Annotated in this window: 15 protein-coding genes; 8 read left to right on the forward strand and 7 right to left on the reverse strand. The window is 73.1% G+C overall.

Annotation, left to right across the window (positions count from 1 at the left end):
• Positions 1-14 precede the first annotated feature (14 nt).
• From O7626_RS18135 to O7626_RS18145, 3 genes are all read right to left on the reverse strand, one after another.
• Complete coding sequence (locus O7626_RS18135; protein ID WP_278062344.1) at positions 15-1,652, reverse strand: hypothetical protein; 1,638 nt, start codon at positions 1,650-1,652, stop codon at positions 15-17.
• Positions 1,649-2,539, reverse strand: coding sequence for an ABC transporter ATP-binding protein (locus O7626_RS18140; RefSeq protein WP_278062345.1), 891 nt, complete (start codon positions 2,537-2,539; stop codon positions 1,649-1,651). Before O7626_RS18140 ends, O7626_RS18135 begins: the two co-directional genes overlap by 4 nt.
• Before the next feature lie 225 nt (positions 2,540-2,764).
• Entirely contained in the window at positions 2,765-4,138 is a 1,374-nt protein-coding gene (locus O7626_RS18145) for an MFS transporter (protein ID WP_278062346.1), read from the reverse strand.
• 52 nt (positions 4,139-4,190) lie between these two features.
• On the opposite strand from O7626_RS18145, the gene O7626_RS18150 reads away from it, so the two are divergent.
• The 3 genes from O7626_RS18150 to O7626_RS18160 all read left to right on the forward strand — a co-directional run bounded on the left by O7626_RS18150 (position 4,191) and on the right by O7626_RS18160 (position 8,234).
• Entirely contained in the window at positions 4,191-4,688 is a 498-nt protein-coding gene (locus O7626_RS18150; protein WP_278062347.1) for a hypothetical protein, read from the forward strand.
• On the forward strand, positions 4,688-5,185 hold the full coding sequence (locus tag O7626_RS18155) for a helix-turn-helix domain-containing protein (RefSeq protein ID WP_278062348.1): 498 nt from the start codon (positions 4,688-4,690) through the stop codon (positions 5,183-5,185). Before O7626_RS18150 ends, O7626_RS18155 begins: the two co-directional genes overlap by 1 nt.
• A 766-nt stretch (positions 5,186-5,951) precedes the next feature.
• Positions 5,952-8,234, forward strand: coding sequence for an EAL domain-containing protein (locus tag O7626_RS18160; RefSeq protein ID WP_278062349.1), 2,283 nt, complete (start codon positions 5,952-5,954; stop codon positions 8,232-8,234).
• A 50-nt stretch (positions 8,235-8,284) separates the two neighbouring features.
• Here the strand turns inward: O7626_RS18160 and O7626_RS18165 are convergent, their stop codons facing one another.
• Positions 8,285-9,340 (reverse strand): substrate-binding domain-containing protein, encoded by a 1,056-nt coding sequence (locus tag O7626_RS18165; protein ID WP_278062350.1) that lies wholly within the window; start codon positions 9,338-9,340, stop codon positions 8,285-8,287.
• Positions 9,341-9,541: 201 nt separating this feature from the next.
• On the opposite strand from O7626_RS18165, the gene O7626_RS18170 reads away from it, so the two are divergent.
• The gene (locus tag O7626_RS18170; RefSeq protein WP_278062351.1) at positions 9,542-10,633 is read left to right on the forward strand and encodes an NAD(P)/FAD-dependent oxidoreductase; all 1,092 of its coding nucleotides are present in this window, start codon (positions 9,542-9,544) and stop codon (positions 10,631-10,633) included.
• A gap of 130 nt (positions 10,634-10,763) precedes the next feature.
• On the opposite strand, the gene O7626_RS18175 is transcribed toward O7626_RS18170, so the two are convergent.
• Positions 10,764-11,444 carry a lytic polysaccharide monooxygenase gene (locus O7626_RS18175; RefSeq protein WP_278062352.1) on the reverse strand — a complete coding sequence of 227 codons (681 nt, stop codon included), beginning with the start codon at positions 11,442-11,444 and terminating at the stop codon, positions 10,764-10,766.
• 30 nt (positions 11,445-11,474) lie between these two features.
• The gene (locus tag O7626_RS18180; RefSeq protein ID WP_278062353.1) at positions 11,475-12,974 is read right to left on the reverse strand and encodes an FAD-binding oxidoreductase; all 1,500 of its coding nucleotides are present in this window, start codon (positions 12,972-12,974) and stop codon (positions 11,475-11,477) included.
• Between the two features lie 133 nt (positions 12,975-13,107).
• On the opposite strand from O7626_RS18180, the gene O7626_RS18185 reads away from it, so the two are divergent.
• Positions 13,108-13,572 (forward strand): STAS domain-containing protein, encoded by a 465-nt coding sequence (locus O7626_RS18185; protein ID WP_278062354.1) that lies wholly within the window; start codon positions 13,108-13,110, stop codon positions 13,570-13,572.
• Here the strand turns inward: O7626_RS18185 and O7626_RS18190 are convergent.
• On the reverse strand, positions 13,483-14,442 hold the full coding sequence (locus tag O7626_RS18190) for a sigma-70 family RNA polymerase sigma factor (RefSeq protein ID WP_278062355.1): 960 nt from the start codon (positions 14,440-14,442) through the stop codon (positions 13,483-13,485). The two genes, O7626_RS18185 and O7626_RS18190, sit on opposite strands and share 90 nt — an antisense overlap.
• A gap of 224 nt (positions 14,443-14,666) precedes the next feature.
• On the opposite strand from O7626_RS18190, the gene O7626_RS18195 reads away from it, so the two are divergent.
• The 3 genes from O7626_RS18195 (at position 14,667) to O7626_RS18205 (ending at position 18,347) form a co-directional block, all read left to right on the forward strand.
• Positions 14,667-15,494, forward strand: a complete 828-nt coding sequence (locus O7626_RS18195) for an alpha/beta hydrolase (protein ID WP_278062356.1) — start codon at positions 14,667-14,669, stop codon at positions 15,492-15,494.
• 298 nt (positions 15,495-15,792) lie between these two features.
• Positions 15,793-16,419, forward strand: coding sequence for a VOC family protein (locus O7626_RS18200; RefSeq protein WP_278062357.1), 627 nt, complete (start codon positions 15,793-15,795; stop codon positions 16,417-16,419).
• Positions 16,420-16,862: 443 nt separating this feature from the next.
• Positions 16,863-18,347, forward strand: a complete 1,485-nt coding sequence (locus O7626_RS18205) for a PepSY domain-containing protein (protein WP_278062358.1) — start codon at positions 16,863-16,865, stop codon at positions 18,345-18,347.
• Positions 18,348-18,542 lie beyond the last annotated feature (195 nt).

Here is an 18,542-nt window from a genome sequence, read left to right on the forward strand (position 1 = left end):
GACTCGACCGGGAATCAGCCGAGCAGGTCACGGCGCTGGTAACCGAACGCTCCCACCGCCGTCAGCCCGGCGGCGACACCCAGCATGACGGCGGTCGCCGGCCAGTCCGGCGGCAGGTCCGGGACCGGGGCGAGGTGGGTGAACGGGGAGATCCAGGCGACCCAGGCCGGCGCTCCGACACTCTCGGCGGTCACCTGAAGCAGGAACCCGCCGGCCGCGGGCAGGGCGCCGACCAGCGCGACCGCGCGGGGCAGCCAGCCGAGCGCGAGTACCGCCGCACCCAGGCAGAGCATTCCGACCGGTAGCACGTTCAGCGAGCCGGCCAGCGCGACGCCGATCCCCAGCGGCGCGTCGACCATGGCGGCGCCGGTCCAGGCCGCCAGACCGGCCCCGGCGGCGAGCACCACCGTGCCGCCGGCCGTGGCCGCGGCCTCGGCGGCGAGCAGCCGGAGCCGGGTGACGGGCTGGCCGTATAGCAGGGTGAGCCGCCGGTCGGCCTCGTCGGCGGCGTTGCCGGCGATCCGGGTCGCGGCGAACAGCCCGACCGGGACGGCGAGGAGCGAGCAGAGCGCGGCCAGGTAGCCGTCGACCGACCCGAGGCCCCCGAACCCGGCCTGCGCGGCAAGCTCGGCGAACCGCGGGTTGTCGGCCAGGAACTCCGTCATCGACACCGTGAGCAGCCCGATGAGCAGGTAGTAGGCGGCCACGCCGAGCAGCCAGCCGGCCAGTGGGCGGACCAGGCGGCGGAGCGCGAAACCGGGCACCGAGCCGAGCAGCCACAGCCGGGGCCGCCGACCGGCCGGGGTGCCGAGCCAGCCGCCACGGACGTCACGGTGCCGGGCAGCCACGACGCTCGCCGCCAGCAGGGCCGTGGCGGCGCCCGCCAGTACGACCAGGGGCAGCAGGCGGTTCGCCGCGTACGGCTGGACGAGCGCGACCAGCCCGAACGGCGACAGCCAGCGCAGCCAGCCGAGCGCGGGTACCCCGTCGCCGACCATTCTCGCCAGCAACCCGGCGCCGAGCAGCGCGACGGCGGCGCCGGTCGCCGCCTGCCGGGTGGCGAACACCTGTGCGGCCAGCGCCGCGACGGCGGCGGAGAAGACCCCGACGAGTGCCAGTCCGGTGCCGTGCAACAGCGCCCCGACGGGTGCGGTCCCGGCGGCGACGAGGGCGCCGGCCGCGCCGAACCCGGCGACCAGCAGCACGGCGAGCACTACGGCGACGTGCCGGGCCACCAGCGAGGCCACCGGAACCCGGCCGGCGGCGAGCAGCTCCCAGCGGCCGGCGTCCTCCTCGCCCCGGGTGATCCGGGTGACGGTGAGCAGTCCCCACACCCCGGCGAGCACCCCGAGCACCGTGCCGGTACGCCAGACGGTGAACCCGCCCGGGTCGTCGAGGGCGACGGGGTTGCCGAAGAGGGTACGGATCGCCGGGTTCTCCGCCAGGGCGGCCAGCGCGGCGGCGTCCAGGGCGTCGCCGACGGTGCTGGTGTAGGTGGCCGCCACCATGGCGGACATCCCGGCCAGCAGCGTGACGACGACGAGCGCGCCACGTCGGATCTGCCGCACGGCGAACCGGGTGACCGTGCGTCCGCCGAGGTCCCGGTCGGTGCCCACCGGCATCCGTCCCGGGACGGCGTCGACGGCGGTCACCGGGGCACCTCGGGGTAGTAGTCGAGGAAGATCTCCTCCAGGGTCGGCTCGTGCACCCGCAGCGCGGTCACGTCCGCCGCTGCCATCGCCCGCAACGCCGGCCCGGGCGGCCCGGTGAGGGTGAAACGCAACCGGGCGGGCGTGAGGTTCTCCACCGTCCCGACCCCGGGTACGCCGTCCAGCGCCGGCATCGACCCATTGAAGATCACCTCGACCTGGCTGCGGTGCAGCCGGCGCAGCTCCGGCATCCCGGCGACCTCCACCAGCCGGCCCGCGCGGAGGATCCCGACCCGGTCACACACCGCTTCGACCTCGGCGAGCTGGTGGGAACTCAGGAACACCGTCTGCCCACGCCGACGGGCTTCGACCACCACAGTCTGGAACTCGCGCTCCATCAACGGGTCCAGCCCGCTGGTCGGCTCGTCCAGGACCAGCAGCGGCGCCCGGGTGGCGAAGGCCGCGACCAGGGCGACCTTCTGCCGGTTGCCGGTCGAGTACGCCCGACCCGGCTTCGACAGGTCCAGCGCGAACCGGTCCACCAGTTCGTCCCGGTAGGCCCGGTCGACCCCGGGGCCGGTCCGGCCCAGCAGTTCCAGCGTCTCCGCACCGGTCAGGTCCGGCCACAGCGCCACGTCGGCCGGCACGTACGCGATGGACCGGTGTGCCACCGCCACGTCGGCGGCATCGCCGTCGAAAATCCACGCCTGTCCGGCCGTCGGGCGGGCCAGTCCCAGCAACAGCCGGATCGTGGTGGACTTACCCGCGCCGTTCGGCCCGAGGAACCCGAACACCTCACCGGCCGGAACGTCCAGATCCAGCGCTTCCAGCGCACGGACGGTCCCGTAGCGTTTGGTCAGCCCGGTCGTGCGAATGGCAGGAACAGCCACGGAGGTCTCCCCTGGTCGGCGACGAACAGAACGCCGACCAGACTTCCCGGCACACCAGGGCGGAGCCTACTCCCCGGACACCAGTGCCGGAAGCTGCCCGGGGAGCAGCCCGGCGGGATTGACGGGATCCGCGCAAACGGATCCGGTTCCGGCCGTTCCCGCACGGCGGGGGTCTCGGCACCGAGGGCGGGCGGATGCGCGCACGACGCGGGCTGTCGGGCGGGTTCATGTCCCGTCGAGGGTCTGCCGGCGCATCGGGGATCGCTGGATCGGCACCCACACCAGCGCGCGCGCGGCACAGGCGACCCAGGTGGCGGCACGTGGACCGGAGACGTCACCGACAAGTGCCGCCGCCGCGCCGCCGAGGGTGAGCGCACCGCTGAACACCACCCGCAGGGTGCCGTTGACGCGTCCCAGCAGCCACGGCGGCGTGACGTGCTGGCGAAACGACATCAGCAGCACGCTGTCGAACCCGACCTTGAAGATCACCAGCGCCCAGGCGAACGCGGCGACCGGCCCGGGAACGACCTGTCCGACAAGCGGCAGTACCAGCGAGACCGGGGCGATCAGCAGTGCGATCACGAGTACCGAACGACCGGCACCGAGGAGCCTCGACAGCCGCTCCCCGTAGAGCGCTCCGAGCAGGCCGCCGATTCCGCCGGCGCCGAGGAAGAGCCCCAGCTGCTCCGCCGACCAGTGCAGCTGCTGGATCAGGACGAGCGGCAGCATCGCGACCGTACCCGCGATCGCGAAGTTCACCAGCGCCCCGGCGACGGCGATCGCGCGTAGGGTCCGGTTGACCAGGACGAACGACAGGCCCTCGCGCACCTCGGCCGGCAGCGAGCGCCGTCCGATCTCGACCTGGCGTGAGTCCGTCCGCTCCATCCGGGACTCCGCAGACCGGATGCCTGACTCGGACCGCCGAGGGACGCGTGCTTCCGGCCGCTGGTGAAGGCGCGGATCCGGGCGCTTGTGGATGCGTGCTTCCGGCCGCTGGATCCGGCGGATCCACAGGGCCGACCAGAGGTAGCCGAGCGCCGTCCCGACCAGCACCGCCGAGGCTGTCGACAGGCCGACCAGCCAACCGGCCAGCGCGGGAGCGCCGACCAACGCCGTCTGTTCCACGATGCCCAGCCGGCCGTTGGCCGCCACCAGACGCCGGCCGTCCCCCGCACCGACCAACTCCGGCAGGTGGCTCTGCATCGCGACGTCGAAGAAGACGGTGGCGACTCCGTTGAGGAACACCACCACCCAGAGCTGGGTCATGGTCAGCACGGAGAGGGCGGCGGCGACCGGTACCGAGCCGATCAGCGCGAACCGGGCCAGATCCATGGCGATCATCACCGGGCGACGGGCGACCCGGTCGAGCCACGCACCCGCCGGCAGTCCGAGCAGCAGGAAGGGAGCGGTGCCGGCAGCGGCCAGCGCACCGGCCGCGCCCGGACCGGCGCCGAGCGACGTGATGGCGACGAGCGGGACGGCCACCTTGGCGATGTTGAAGCCCCACTTCGCCGGCACTGCCGCGACCAGGTAGCGGGTGAAGTCGCGGGGCAACGCCCCGACCTCGGACTTCCCGCGGGGAGCGTGCTGGATCGACATGCCCCGAACCTTCGACGGCAGCCGCCGACGGCCACCAATGATTCGGACTACGATGAATCCTCGTGGAGCCGGCCTGATGCTGCGGATGTCGCTGTCCGTCGCCGATCTCGCGAGCATCGGATTCGCCGTCTCCCCTGCCTGGGAGGTCGTCGCGAGCCTGCGGGTGCTCCGCGATCCCGGTGCGCACGCCGTGCACCTGCCCTGGGTGGGCCGGCGCCGGGCCGCAGTGCTGGCCTCCCCCGACCTGCGGCAACTGCGCGACCTGGCGGTCACCCCGGAACGGAAGCTGCCTGGCTTCCTCGCCCCGGCACCGCACTCACCCGTCGCCGAGCCCGAAACCGAGTTCGCGGCGGTACGGCAGACCCCGGCCACGGTCGTCCGCGAAGAACTCGCGCTGGTGTACGGCGACCGCCTGCCGGCCTCGCTGACGGAGTTGCGCCGCGCGCCGCGCCGTGCCCTGCCGGCGATCGTGGAGCAGATCCGGACGTACTGGGAACTCGCGCTGGCACCGTACTGGGGGCGGATGCGCGGGCTCCTGGAGGCGACGTGATGTTCCGGGCCCGACGACTGGCCGATTCCGGCCCGCAGAGGATGTTCGCCGAACTCGATCCCACGGTCTCCTGGTCCGACGGCGTCCTGGCGGTGGACCGGCCCGACCTGGACCTGCACTACCAACTCGGCGGGCGTGGCCTGGTGCTCGTGCCGTCGCTGTTCGCCTGGCCCAACGTCTTCGTCAAAGCGTCCGAACCCTGGGCGCCGGTGCTGCGTTATTCCGCCCGGGGCGTGGGTTCGATGTGGCACACCGACCAACCCGCCCCCGAGTTGGCCCTGGTGCTCGGCCGGGCCAGGGCGAGCCTGCTGGCCGAGTTGGCGACTCCGTCGACGACGACATCGCTGGCCCGGCGCACCGGACTGGCCTCGAGCGGCGTCTCGGCCCACCTCTCCCGGCTCGCGGCAGCCGGCCTGGTCGCCCGGCAGCGGGCCGGTCGGCTGGTCTTCTACGTACGCACCGCGCGGGCCGACGCGCTGTTCGGCGCACCGCCGTGACCCCGACCGCCGTGGCCGACCGGCTGTGGCCGGGATTGCCGCCGAACTGGCGAGACCGAAGAAGTCGTTTCTCGGGTCGGGGCTCGCGAGGTTGCTGCTCGACCTGGGTCTCGCAGTCGATCGGTTTCATGGGCGGGAGCCCATCGTCCTGCGCCTGTTGCACATTCGCGAACGACCTGGCCGACGTGTGTGGATAACGTCCGGACCGAACACGTTTCGAGCGGCCCGCCGAATTTCGCTGTGCCGTTCTCGGCTCTCCCTCGGCCGCGGGTCGGACAGCGTGTCCGTCCGTACGGAAGTCGACCCGTGGAGACTGTCGGACGGGTGCGAGCGGATGTCGACGAGCCGGCTCTCAGCGAATCGGATCGTAGGAGCCGGACGACTTTTATGTTGCCGTAAACCGTGCGCCCCCGGGCCGGGTCGACGGGTCGACGCATGCCATGCGATGCTCGACCACACCGGTTCATCGCTTTTCCACGGGAACTGCTGGAATCATTCGAGCCGCTTCCAGGAGCGCTCTCCTGACACCGTCTTTCTTGAGCCTGGTAAGCACCGGCCGATGCCTCGGCGACGCTTTCCGCGCTTACCGGAACGGACCGACTCGGAGTGCCGTACGCGCACGGGCGAGTTCCGAACGTTCGGGTGAGATGCGGTACACAATTGCCAGGTTATTGTCAGGGCCGTGACGCGAGAGGCGCTTCGGTCGGTGGCGGGACCCGCGGTCGATGTCGCTGCTGCCGGGAACTGCCGGGCTGCCCCACGATATGTGCTGGCCAGTACCGGAATCGCGGCCGTCGGCACCGCCTGGTACGTCGCGTACCTGACGGTCGGCGCCGGTAGCGAGGCGCTGGCCTACGTATTCGTTCCCGCCGGCGGTGTGCTCGCCACCGCCGCCGTGCTGCACATGCTCCGGGGCGGCGCCCTCAACCCGGTCGCCCGACGCTTCTGGCGGGCCCTGCTCGGCGCGGCCGGCGTGATCACGATCGGGTACGGCTGGCTGGCGGTGGACATGCTGACGCACGCCGCCGAGGCGCGTACCCGCAGCATGCCGTTGCCGGCCGCGGCCTGCGTGGCGATCGGGTTCGGCACCGCCATCTGGGCGGTGGCCCGGGTGCCCGTCGTGCTGCCCGGCGGCGTCGAGTGGTGGCGCATGGTGCTCGACCGCACGATCGCGTTCCTCGGCTGCGCGACCGTGCTGTGGTATCTCGGACTGGCCCCGATGTTCTCCGCCGAGGAGCCGTGGAGCCGGCAGGCGATGGCACTGGTCGGGCTCGCGTTCCTGGTCGCGGTGGGAGCCGCGACGAAGGTCTCGTACGTCCTGGGTGGCCCGGTCGACCGCGTCGCGCTGCGGCTCGTCGCGGCCAGCGGTGGCGTCACCGCGGGGATCGTGGCCGTGCTCGCGGTGCGGTTCGGGTACGCCGCCGGTATCGCCGCCCAGGCGGTCGTGATGCCGCTGACCCCGGTGCTGGCCACGCTGGGTGTCGCGGCACAGTGGCGGGCCGACCTGGGGCTTCGTCGTGCCCCGGCCCGCAGCGGCGTGCTGCTGCCCTACCTGGCCGTGCTGGCGGTGGACGTGCCGCTGGTCGCGGTCGCGGCCGGGGCGCCGCTGGGCTGGCCGGTCCGGGTCGTCCTGGTCGCCGCGGTGGTGGTGACCGCGCTGGTCGGGGCCCGGCAGTTCATCGCGTTCCGGGAGAATGCCCGGCTGCTGCGGAACACGCGCCTCCAGGAGGAGCGCCTACAGTACGAGGTCAGCCACGACGCCCTCACCGGGTTGGCCAACCGGGCACTGTTCCGGGACCGGCTCGCGACCGCGCTGGCCGCGACGGCACCGGCGTCGGTGCTCCTGGTCGACCTGGACGACTTCAAGACCGTCAACGACCTGCTCGGCCACGGTGTCGGCGACCGGTTGCTCGTCTCGGTGGCGCGGTTGTTGCGGGCCGAGGTCGGCGAGCACGGCCTGCCGGTGCGGGTGGCCGGCGACGAGTTCGCGGTGTTGCTCACCGGCGCCGACGCCGACCCCGAGGAGCTGGCCGGCCGCCTGCTGTCCGCACTCAACCGCCCGATCAGCGAACACCGCCTGCTGGTGCAGGCCAGCATCGGCATCGCCGCCGCCGAACCCGGCGCGACCGTCGACTCGGTGCTGCGGGACGCCGACGTCGCGATGTACACCGCCAAGCAGCGCGGCAAGGCGAGCTTCGTGCGGTACGCGGACGGCATGGGCGAGCCCGTGCTGGCGCACATGCAGCTCGGCGGCGAGCTGCGGCGGGCCCTCGACAACGACGAGCTGCGGGTGGTCTACCAGCCGATCCTCCGGCTGCGCGACAATCGGCTGGTCGGGGTCGAGGCGCTGGTCCGCTGGCATCACCCGACCCGTGGTGTGGTCTGTCCGGGCGAGTTCATCCCGGCGGCCGAGCGGACCGGTCTGATCGTGCCGCTGGGCCGGTTCGTGCTGCGCGAGACGTGCCGGCAGGCGGCGGCGTGGTCGTCCGAGTACGGGCCGGACGCGCTGCGGGAGGCGGGGTTGAACGTCTCTGCGCGGCAGCTGCACGACCCCGACTTCGTGTCCGACGTGGCCGCCGCGCTCGCCGACAGCGGGCTGCCCTGTGAGCGGCTCGTGCTGGAGGTGACCGAGTCTGCGGTGCTTCGGGGTCAGCAGGTTTCCCGGGCACTGTACGAACTCGACCGGATGGGTATCCGGCTGTCCCTGGACGACTTCGGCACCGGCGAGTCGTCGCTGAGCCTGCTGCGCGCCTTCCCGGCCGCGATCGTGAAGCTCGACAAGTCCTTCGTCGACGGCATCGAGATCGATGACGGCCAGCCGGCCGCCGCCGACGCCCGGCAGGCGGTGGCCCGGGCGGTGATCCAGCTCGCCCGTGCCCTCCGCCTGGACACCGTCGCCGAGGGGATCGAGAACGCCGCGCAGGCCGCCGTGCTCCGGGAACTCGGTTACACCTGCGGGCAGGGATACCACCTGGCCCGGCCGATGACCGCGGACGGCGTGTCGCGGCTACTGGCCCGCCAGCAGACGGTGGCGTCCGCGGACCGCTGACGCACCAGCAGACCGCCGGCCCCGTCCCGGCTCGACGGGCGGGCGGTGGCTCAGCCCGCCGGCGCCGCCGTGCTCGCCCGAACGGTCAGGGTGGTCGCCAGTTCGAGGCCGGTCCGCTCGGTCGTCTCTCCCCGGCCGAGCGCGAGGGCCAGCTCGGTCGCGGCCACGGCCATCTCGGTGAGCGGCTGGTGGACCGTGGTCAGCGGCGGGTCGACCAGGGCGGCTACGGGCAGGTCGTCGAAGCCGACCACGCTCAGGTCGGCCGGGACCCGCAGGTTGAGTGCCCGTGCCGCCCGGTAGACCCCGAGCGCCTGAAGGTCGTTGCTGGCGAAGACGGCCGAGGGACGTTCCGGGCGGTCGAGCAGGTGCACGGCGGCCGCGTGGCCGTCCGAGGTGGTGAGCTCGGCACGAGCGACGAGATCCGCGTCGACCGGCAGGCCGGCCGCCTCCATCGCCGCGCGGTAGCCGTCCAGCCTGGCGCGGCAGCAGAGCACCCGGTCGGGACCGGCGACCATGGCGATGCGCCGGTGTCCGAGCCGGATCAGGTGCCGGGTGGCCGACCGGCCGCCGGCCCAGTTCGTCGCTCCGACGAAGGGAACCCCGTCGGGCAGCTCGACCGTGGGGTCGAAGACCACGAACGGAATCCCCCGGGCCCGGAGCAGGTCCCGCTGCTCGGACGAGAGCTGGGCCACCGACACGATGCAGTCCGGGCGGCGTGCCAGGGTGTCGTCGATCCAGTAGTGGATCGCGTTGTGCTCCGGCCCGAACTCGGTGAGTACCACGCCGACCCGGTTCTGCCGAGCCACCCGTTCCACGCCACGGATGATCTCGATGCCCCACATGTGCTCCAGCTGGTCGAAGACCAGCTCCATCATGTTGCTGCGGATGGTGGGCGCCGGCCTGCGGTATCCGAACTGGCTGATCAACGCCTCCACCTTGGCACGCGTGTCGGGGGCCACGCCGGAACGCCCGTTGATCACCTTCGAGACCGTCGGGACCGAGACCCCCGCCGTCGCCGCGATGTAGGAGATCGTCACCGGACGGGCCGGATCGCCACGCGGCTCTTCCCGGTCGGCGACCGCCTCGCCCGATTCGGCGTGTGACACCTGGCCCCCTTCCCGCCCAGCCGGCCGGGCGGTCGGTCGGGCGACCGTCGTCGGGCGCCGGGCACGGAGCAACGATAGTCTCCCGGCCCGGACGAGGCCGGCGGAGGATCCGGAGCCGGCCGGGCAGGAGCTGGGGAAGTTACGTGAAGGTGTGGTGAGCACGGCCGTTGGCCAGCCCCGGCGGCGCTACCTTCGGCGGCTATGGAGACCGTGGACGTACTCGTCGTCGGCGCCGGCCTCGCCGGTCTGCACAGCGCACGCCTGCTCGCCGAACAGGGCCATGACGTACTCGTCGTCGACCGTCGACGTGCCCTCGACTCGGGCATCCGCACCACCGGCATCTTCGTCCGCCGTACCCTGGACGACTTCGCGCTGCCGGCCGAGCATCTCGGGCCGGCGATCCGCCGGGTGCTGCTCTACCCGCCGTCGCTGCGGCGGCCGGTCGAGCTGACCAGCTCACGCGACGAGTTCCGGGTCGCCGACATGGCCGGCGTCTACGCCCATGCGCTGGCCGGGGCGAGGCGGGCCGGTGCGCGGGTACGCCTCGGCGTCTCCTACCCGGTGGCCGGGGTCGCGGCCCGATTCACCATCGGCGCCGACGGCGCCCGGTCGACGGTCGCCCGCCGGCTCGGGCTCGACGTCAACCGGCGGGTCATCGTCGGCGTCGAGGAGGTGTACCCGGTGGCCGGCGCCGCCGGGCCGCCGACGTTCCACTGCGTGGTCGATCCCCGGCTCGCCCCCGGCTACCTCGGCTGGGTGGTCGACGACGGGCGGCACGCGCACGTCGGGCTGGCCGGGCAGCCGGACCGGCTGGCCGGACCGCTGCCCCGGCTGCTGCGTACCTTCGGTCAGGGTTTCGGCCAGTTGCCGGTGCCGACCGGCCCGGTGGGTCGGCGCGGCGGGCCGATCCCGGTCGGTGGGGTGCTGCGCCGGATCGCCTGCCCGGCCGGGCTGCTCGTCGGGGATGCCGCGGGTGCGGTGTCGCCGCTGACCGCCGGCGGTCTCGACCCGTGCCTGCGGATGTCGGAACTGGCTGCCGCGGTGACCGGTGACTATCTGCGCGGCGGGGACGCGTCGGTGCTGCGGCACTACGACGGAGCGGCACTCCGGGCGCGGTTCCGGGTCCGGCTGCTGCTGCGGCACGCGCTGTCCGGGGTACGGTCGCCGGCCCTCGCCGAGGCCGGCTTCGCCCTGCTGCGGGCGGCGCCGGGGCGGGCCGCCGCCTCCCGGGTGCTCTTCGGCCACGGGTCGTTCCCGGACGCGCCCTACAACTGGCGGACCGCCCCGGCCTGAGGCTCGGATACGGGCTCCGGCCCAGGACGCGGACGTCCTGGGCCGGAGTGGTGCGGTGACCGTCGATCGGCCGTCCGACCGGCCGGATCGGCCGTCGGTAAGCCGTTCGACCGGACGGATCAGCCGTCGATCAGACGAAGTTCACGTCGCTGCACCACATGTACGCCTGGTCGAGGTGCGAGGCCTGCCAGATGACGAACACGATGTGGCGTCCGGTGTACCCGTTGGTCGAGACGTTGAACGAGATGTTCTGCGCCGGCGCGTAACGTCCGGTCGTCGTCACCAGGTCGAGGTTGCCCCAACCGAGTCGCTGGGTGGTGGGGTTGAACCCGTTCTTGCTGACGTAGACGCGGAAGTAGTCGGCACCGTGGCTGGCCTGGTCGTACAGCTGGACCGTGAAGTTGCGACTGACGTTGGTCGCCTTCCAGTTCCCCGGGGTGTTCAGGCTGTTGTTCCGGGAGAGGGCGTTGCTGCACAGCTGCCCGTCCGGGGTCGAGCCCTGGAAGTTCGCCCGGAGGCCGTCCCGCAGCGCGCTCATCCAGTTCCACATGGTGTCAGGGTTCGCCTGGAACGCCTGGTAACACATGGGGTCCTGCTGCTGCATGGCCGGGTTCATGTGGTTGTTGCCCCAGTCCTTCCAGCACTGGTAGGCCCGGGACTGCGGGTTGATGATGGTGCCGTGGGCCTGGGCCGGTGCGGCCCAGGGCAGCACGCCGACCATCATGGTGACCACCAGGGCGAGTACCCGCAGGGGCTGGCGGACGGCCGACCGGGATCGCCGGACGGACTGGTCGGGCGTGGGTGGACGCATAGTAGTTCCTCCGATCTGGGGCGCTGAAGATCAGCTTGGGAGCGCTTCCAGTATTACATCGACAGCTGTGTATATCAACAATGATCTGTTTTTGGGGTAAGTGTGCGGCCTTGGCCCGAGTCGCCGTGGATCGGGCCGCCGCCCCGGCCCGTGCTGACCGCCGTCCCTACCGGCGGCGTCACCGGGCCGGGCGACGGTCGGGCGACGGGCACTGCCACGGCACCCGGTGGGCGGGCGACCGGGGCCCACCCTGCGACGACGGCGCCGGCGGGATGTTGTGCCGGCGCGGAAGAGGTTCCCGGGATCGTACGCGGCCTTCACCAGGCGCAGCCGCCGGTGGTCGGCGGCCGAGTACGCGGTCGCCGTGCGGCGGGTGTCGCCGAGGAAGTTGAGGAACGCCCCGCCGACCGTCCACGGGCGCAGCGCCTCGGCCAACCCCGGGACCTCCTCGGCCACGATAACCGAGAACGGCGCCGCACGCTGGCCGGCCGGTCCCGGATCGGCGCCGGGAGCCGCGATCGCACCGCCCCAGTGCCGCACCTCCACCGTGGACCGCAGGCCGGCCAGCACCTCGACCGCCGGATCGGAGAGGTCCCGGAGAAAGTCGTGGTAGCGGGCCGGGGTGCCGCCCATCCGCACCTCCGGGTACGCCACGGTGCGCATCTCGTCGTGCAGGACGGGGCCCGCCGCCGCGTACAGCGGCCCGAGAAGCCGGCGGGCGCTGTCGGCCTCCCCCGCGTACACGGCCTTGAGCAGCACCACCCGGCGACCACGCAACGCCGGTGCGACGTCGTCGGTGTCCGGCATCGTGCAGAGCACCACCGCCGTGCTCATCGCGTCCGGCGCGTCGGCGGCCCAGTCGCGGTACCGGGCGAGGAACCCGGCGGCGCCGGCCGCCGGGAAGTAGGCGAACCCGGCGTACACCGACGACACCGGATAGAGGCGGAACTCCAACGACGTGACCAGGCCGAAGTTGCCACCGCCGCCGCGCAGCGCCCAGAACAGCTCCGGGTGGCGGTCGGCGTCGGCGGTGACGGAACGGCCGTCGGCGAGTACCAGCTCGGCCCGTAACACGCTGTCGGCGGCCAGGCCGTACCGGCGCCCGAGCCAGCCCATGCCGCCGCCCAGGGTGTACCCGGTGACGCCGACCGTCGCCGAGGAACCGGAGAGCGGCGCCAGGCCGTACCGGGCAGCGGCGGCGAGCACCTGCCCCCATCGGGTGCCGGGACCGACCCGGGCGGTCCGCCGGTACGGGTCGACGGACACCCCGGCCATCCCGCCGGTACGCAGCAGGATGCCGCCGTCGAGCCCCAGATGGGTACCGTGTCCGGTGGCCTGGACCGCGATCGGCAGCTCCCCGGCGGCCGCCGCGTCGACGGCGGCCCGGACGTCGGCCACCCCGGTCGCCTCGACCACGGCCACCGGCCGGTGCGACACCGCCGGGTGCAGCGCCCGGCAACGCTCGTCGAAACCCTCGTCGCCCGGCCGGTACACCCGGCCCGTCAGGCGCTGTGTGCGAAGCAGAGTCATCTCGGTCCCCCTGGCTCGGATCGGTCGCCGGGTCAGACCGGCCGGGGTACGGAAACTCATCGGTCCCGCGGCGATGAGTTCCGGCGCGTCGACGAGTCCCACAATCAGTGGCCACAACCGAACGGGAGTCGACGTGCAGCACGAGCCGGCACCGCCCCTCCTGGTCATCGATCCCGCCCTCGGGCGGACCGACATCCCGGCACTCTGCGCCCGGCTGGTCGACCTGCTGGCCCGGCATCCGCGTCAGGGTGGCGTGGTCGTCTGCGACGTCAGCCGGATCGCCGCGCCGAGCGCGGTGACCGTCGACGCCCTCGCCCGGCTGCGGTTGACCGCGCGCCGGCTCGGCGTCGACCTCCGGCTGCGGGCCGCGCCCGTCCGGCTGCGCCAGCTGCTCGCCCTCACCGGCCTGACGGCGGTCATCCCGCTGGAGGGCGACTCGACAGACGGCTCGGGCGAGTTGGGCGACCCGGAGAGCGAGTCAGGCGAGCTGGGCGACCCGGAGAGCCGCTCAGCCCTCGAACCGCATCGGGAGGCCGAAGAGCGGGAACAACCGCTGCACGTCGAGGAAGTTGGTGATCCCCCGGATCCGGCCGGCTGAGACGTCGAGGACGATGAGCGCCCACGGCCCGGTCGTCCGGTACTGGCCGAAGGCGGGCATCCCGTTCGCCACCGTGGGCACCAGCCGGGAACCCCGGCATCCGCAGCCGGTGCCGAGCATCCAGTCCCGGATGTCGGCCTGTCCGCGCAGCCACAGCGGCAGTGGCGGCATGTTCAGCGTGACGTCCTCGTGCAGCAGCGAGGTGAGCGCGGCCATGTCGTACCCCTCGAAGGCCCGGACGTAGCGCTCCAGCAGGTCGGCCTGTGCCGGATCCGTGGCGCGCAGCGTGTCGCCGTCGAGGTCGGCCTCGGCCAGCGCGGCGCGGGCCCGCTGGAGGGCGCTGTTCACGGAGGCGACCGAGGTGTCGAGCAGCTCGGCCACCTCGGCGGCCGACCAGGCGAGCACCTCGCGCAGGATCAGCACCGCCCGCTGCCGCGCCGGCAGGTGCTGGAGCGCCGCGACGAACGCGAGCCGGACCGACTCCCGGGCGACGGCCACCTCGGCCGGGTCGCCGGCGGTGACCCGCGAGTCCGGGACCGGGCCGACCCACACCTCGGCCGGCAGCGGCTCCCCCGGCCCGGATCCAGGGGTGCCGGGCGGGCCGAGATCCATCGGGCGGGCCCGCCGCTGGGCGCTGCCCAGCATGGTGAGGCAGACATTCGTGGCGATCCGGTACAACCACGAGCGCAGTGCCGCCCGGCCCTCGAACCGGTCGAAGCCCCGCCAGGCCCGGATCATCGTCTCCTGCACGGCGTCCTCGGCCTCGAACGCCGAGCCGAGCATCCGGTAGCAGTAGCCGGTAAGCTCGGCCCGGAACGCCTCCAGGCGCAGGTCGGTCAGCTCGCCGATCCCGGTCGTCGCATCGCCCACCGGTTCAACGTACCCGAGCGGGCAAATGCGGCCCGGTGCCGTCGTACCGGGGCGCGCGGTGCACGCCGGCCGGTGCCGTCGTACCGGGTCGCGGCGCCGGAGCCGCCGGACGACGGAGCCGCCGAGAACTCGCGCGAAATTCGTCCGGCCGGGCCGATGAGTTTCCGGCGGACCACGGGTCTGACCGCACGACAGGAACGAACGACACGGACAGGAGCAGCATCATGACGCAGTCCAGCGGCGACACGCAGGGCACCGGCCGGTACGCGGAGGTCAACGGTCTCCACCTGTACTACGAGACGCACGGCTCGGACAGCCCGCTGATCCTGCTGCACGGCGGGCTCGGTTCAGGCGAGATGTTCGGCCCGGTCCTGCCCGAGCTGGCGGCACGGCACCAGGTCATCGCCGTCGACTTCCAGGGGCACGGCCGGACCGCCGACATCGACCGCCCACTGGACTCGGCCCTCATGGCCGACGACATCGCGGCGCTGATCGACCACCTCGGGCTGGACCAGCCGGCGGTCGTCGGATACTCGCTCGGCGGCGGCGTGGCGCTGCGCCTCGCGGCACGGTACCCCGGCAAGGTCGGCCGGGTGGTGGCGGCCTCTGCCTACGCCCGGTCCGACGCGGTGTATCCGGAGATCCGGGCGCAGCAGGGCCAGGTGAGCGCGGCGGCCGTCGAGTTCATGAAGGACACCCCGATGTACGAGCTCTACCAGCGGGTCGCGCCGCGTCCGGAGGACTTCCCCCGCCTGCTCGACAAGATCGGCGCGGCGATGGCCGAGGACTTCGACCTCACCGAGGAGATCCGTGGCCTCCAGGTGCCCACCCTGATCGTGGCCGGCGACGCCGACATGGCTCCGCCCAGCCACTTCGTCGAGGTCTTCGCCCTGCTCGACGGTGGCCTGCGGGACGGAGGCTGGATGGGCGAGGGCCGCCCGAAGGGTGGGCACGCGCTGGCCATCCTGCCCGGCTGCACCCACTACAACCTCTTCACGTCGCCGCTGTTCGCGGCGACCGCCCTCGCCTTCCTGGCCGAGGCGCAGGGCTGAGCGCCGCCGCCGGTCACGGCACCCGGGCGTCCACCGGCGTCCGGATGCCGTGACCGACGTCGGCCGGCCCGCCCGGAGTGCGCGGGGCCGGGGACGGTGCCGGGCTGATGCCGGAACGGGGCGCCCCGGGCGGGTCGGAGCAGTAGCGTGGGGACCGGAACGCTGCGTCACCGGTGGTCCTCGCCGGAGCCGCACCCGCCGGCCCGACTCCCGGAACCCGCAGCCGCCTGCACGGCGGGGAAGATCCCGGGAGGCGCCGACGGGCGGCATGGCGCCCTGAGCCGGCCGGGAGGCTGTGATGAGCACGGGGGATCTCCGGAGCGACGCGGGCGGGACGGGAATCGGAAACCTCGACATGAAGCTCGAGGTGGTCGTCGTCCCCGTTACGGACGTCGACCGCGCGAAGGAGTTCTACGGGCGCCTCGGGTGGCGGCTCGACCGCACCCCGCCCGGCGTGGTCCAGTACACGCCGCACGGTTCCGGCTGCTCGGTGCAGTTCGGCCCGGACCTCACCTCGGCGGCGCCCGGCTCGGCCAACACCTACCTGGTCGTCTCCGACCTCGACGCGGTCCGGAACGCGCTGGTCTCCGCCGGGGTCAAGGTCGGCGACATCTTCCACCTCACTCCGGATGGCCCGGCCGACGGGCCGGATCCCGAGCGGCGCAGCTACTTCTCGCGCGCCACGCTCCGCGACCCGGACGGCAACACCTGGCTGCTCCAGGAGATCACGACCCGGCTGCCCGGACGCGTCGAGGCCGGCCCGACGTCGTTCGCCTCCACGGCCGACCTGGCGAGCGGGCTCCGGCGCGCGGCCGAGGCCCACGGCGAGCACGAGAAGCGGATTGGCCAGGAGGACGCGAACTGGCCCGACTGGTACGCGGCGTACCTGGTCAGCGAGCAGACCGGCGCGGAACCGCCCAGCTGAGCCGTTCCGTCGGTGTGGTCACCGGCGGCATCGGTGGGGTCGGCCGTCATCGACCCCCTCGCCAAATTCCCGGCGCCCCCGGCGGGGTGGACAACCCTGCCCGCACGCGACGGACCACCCGCGCGCCCCTACGGCCCTCGACGCCGAACTGACGACGCGCGGGTGGTCCGTCGCGCAAGATGTCGAACATTTTCGATGTATTTCCCGGGAACCAGGCCGGACTCCCCGCCGACTATCCCCCTGGCGTGTCGCGACGGCCGGGGAGGAACGGGCAGGTGGAACGCGAGAGTTCCGTGCTCGGGCTCGATGCGGGGGTGGCCGGCGGGCCGGGCGGGCCGCCTTTCCAGCGCGCCAACCCGGGCACCGAAGGCGTATCGGAAGTGCGAGGCCCGGGGCACCGGCTGGACCGCCTGACATCAACCCCGTGACCCTTGGAGGCCCCCGTGTCGACCACCGCGACACCGTCATCGGAGCCGGAAACCCCGCTCGCACCACCCGTCGCCGGCTCGCCGCCGGGTACGCCGACCGCACGCCGACGGTCGATCGGGCCGCTGGTGCTGCGGCTGCACTTCTACGCCGGAGTCCTGGTCGCGCCCTTCCTCGTCGTGGCCGCGCTGACCGGACTGGCGTTCGTGTTCAGCCCACAACTGGACAACCTGGTCTACGCCCACGAGTTGCGGGTCGACGAGGGCACCGCACCGGCCCGCCCGCTCGCCGAGCAGGTGGTCGCCGCCCGCGCCGCCCACCCGGACGGTGACCTGGCGTCGGTGACCCCGCCGGTGGCGGCGACCGACACCACGAAGGTGGTCTTCAACCTGCCGCACCTCGGCGAGAAGCAACACACGGTGTACGTCGACCCGTACACGAACGAGGTGCGCGGCACCCTGACCACCTGGTTCGGGGAGACGCCGTTGATGACCTGGCTGGACGACCTGCACCGCAACCTGCACCTGGGTGCGGTAGGACGGCACTACTCCGAGCTTGCGGCGAGCTGGCTGTGGTTGGTCGTGCTGGGCGGCCTCTTCCTGTGGCTGCGCCGGCAGTGGCCCGGCCGGCGCAGGTTGCGCCGCACCGTCCTGCCCGACCTCGCCGCGAACGCGGGCGTACGCCGTACCCGTGGCTGGCACGCCGCCACCGGGGTGTGGCTCGCCCTCGGGCTGCTCGTCCTCTCCGCGACCGGGTTGACCTGGTCACGCTATGCCGGCGGGAACTTCGACGTCGTCCAGAACGCGTTCGACGCGCACAGCCTCACCCTGGCCACCACCCTGCCCGGTGCCGCCCCGGGCGGTGACACCCACGGCGGCGGGCACCACGGCGGCGGCACGACGAGCGACGGCTTCGATCCGGCCGACGTGGACCGGGCCGTGTCGGTCGCCCGTTCGGCCGGCGTGGACGGGCTGGTGGTGGTCACCCCACCGGCCGGGCCGGGCACGGCCTGGGTGGTGGCACAGGACGACCCCTCCTGGCCGTACGGCTGGGACCGCGCCGCCGTCGACCCGACGACCGGCAGCGTCGTCGCACACTCCCGGTTCGCCGACTGGCCGCTGCTGGCCCAGTTGTCCAAACTGGGTGTCGCGTTCCACATGGGCTTCCTGTTCGGGATCGTCAACCAGATCCTGCTCGCCGCCCTCGCCGTCGGGCTGCTGTGCGTGATCGTCTGGGGGTACCGGATGTGGTGGCAGCGCCGCCCCACCCGGGCCGACCGGCGCGCGCCGCTGGGTGCCCCGCCGACCCGGGGCGCGTGGCGGCAGGCCAGTCCGCCGGCCGTGGTCGTCCTGCTGCTGGTCGCGGTCGCGGTCGGCTGGGCGATGCCGACGCTCGGCGTCACCCTCGGCGCGTTCCTCGTCGTCGACCTGGTGCTCGGCGCGGTGAAACGCCGCCGGGCCCGGCGGGCGATCCCGACGTCACCCGCACCCGCCGGCAACTGAAAACCCGCCGGCCCACCCGCCCGTCACCCGGCGGGTGGGCCGGCATGCCGCTGATAGCCGAATGAATGGCGATAACCCCGCCTCCGGTACGGCAAAACCGTAGTTCCCCCGGTTTGCAGATGGTTGCCCAGCGTTGTCGCACGGTCACTTGACGCTGGTGCGGTTGTGTAAAGATCACCGACGTAGCCACCGTTA

The sequence above is a fragment of the Micromonospora sp. WMMD1102 genome, from assembly GCF_029626265.1.
Classification (GTDB): Bacteria; Actinomycetota; Actinomycetes; order Mycobacteriales; family Micromonosporaceae; genus Plantactinospora.

Excerpts from the sequence above, each read along its gene's own strand:
- O7626_RS18145 (WP_278062346.1), bottom strand. The coding sequence starts at position 4,138 with ATGTCGATCCAGCACGCTCCCCGCGGGAAGTCCGAGGTCGGGGCGTTG.
- O7626_RS18150 (WP_278062347.1), top strand. The coding sequence starts at position 4,191 with ATGAATCCTCGTGGAGCCGGCCTGATGCTGCGGATGTCGCTGTCCGTC.
- O7626_RS18155 (WP_278062348.1), top strand. The coding sequence starts at position 4,688 with ATGTTCCGGGCCCGACGACTGGCCGATTCCGGCCCGCAGAGGATGTTC.
- O7626_RS18170 (WP_278062351.1), top strand. The coding sequence starts at position 9,542 with ATGGAGACCGTGGACGTACTCGTCGTCGGCGCCGGCCTCGCCGGTCTG.
- O7626_RS18175 (WP_278062352.1), bottom strand. The coding sequence starts at position 11,444 with ATGCGTCCACCCACGCCCGACCAGTCCGTCCGGCGATCCCGGTCGGCC.
- O7626_RS18180 (WP_278062353.1), bottom strand. The coding sequence starts at position 12,974 with ATGACTCTGCTTCGCACACAGCGCCTGACGGGCCGGGTGTACCGGCCG.
- O7626_RS18195 (WP_278062356.1), top strand. The coding sequence starts at position 14,667 with ATGACGCAGTCCAGCGGCGACACGCAGGGCACCGGCCGGTACGCGGAG.
- O7626_RS18200 (WP_278062357.1), top strand. The coding sequence starts at position 15,793 with ATGAGCACGGGGGATCTCCGGAGCGACGCGGGCGGGACGGGAATCGGA.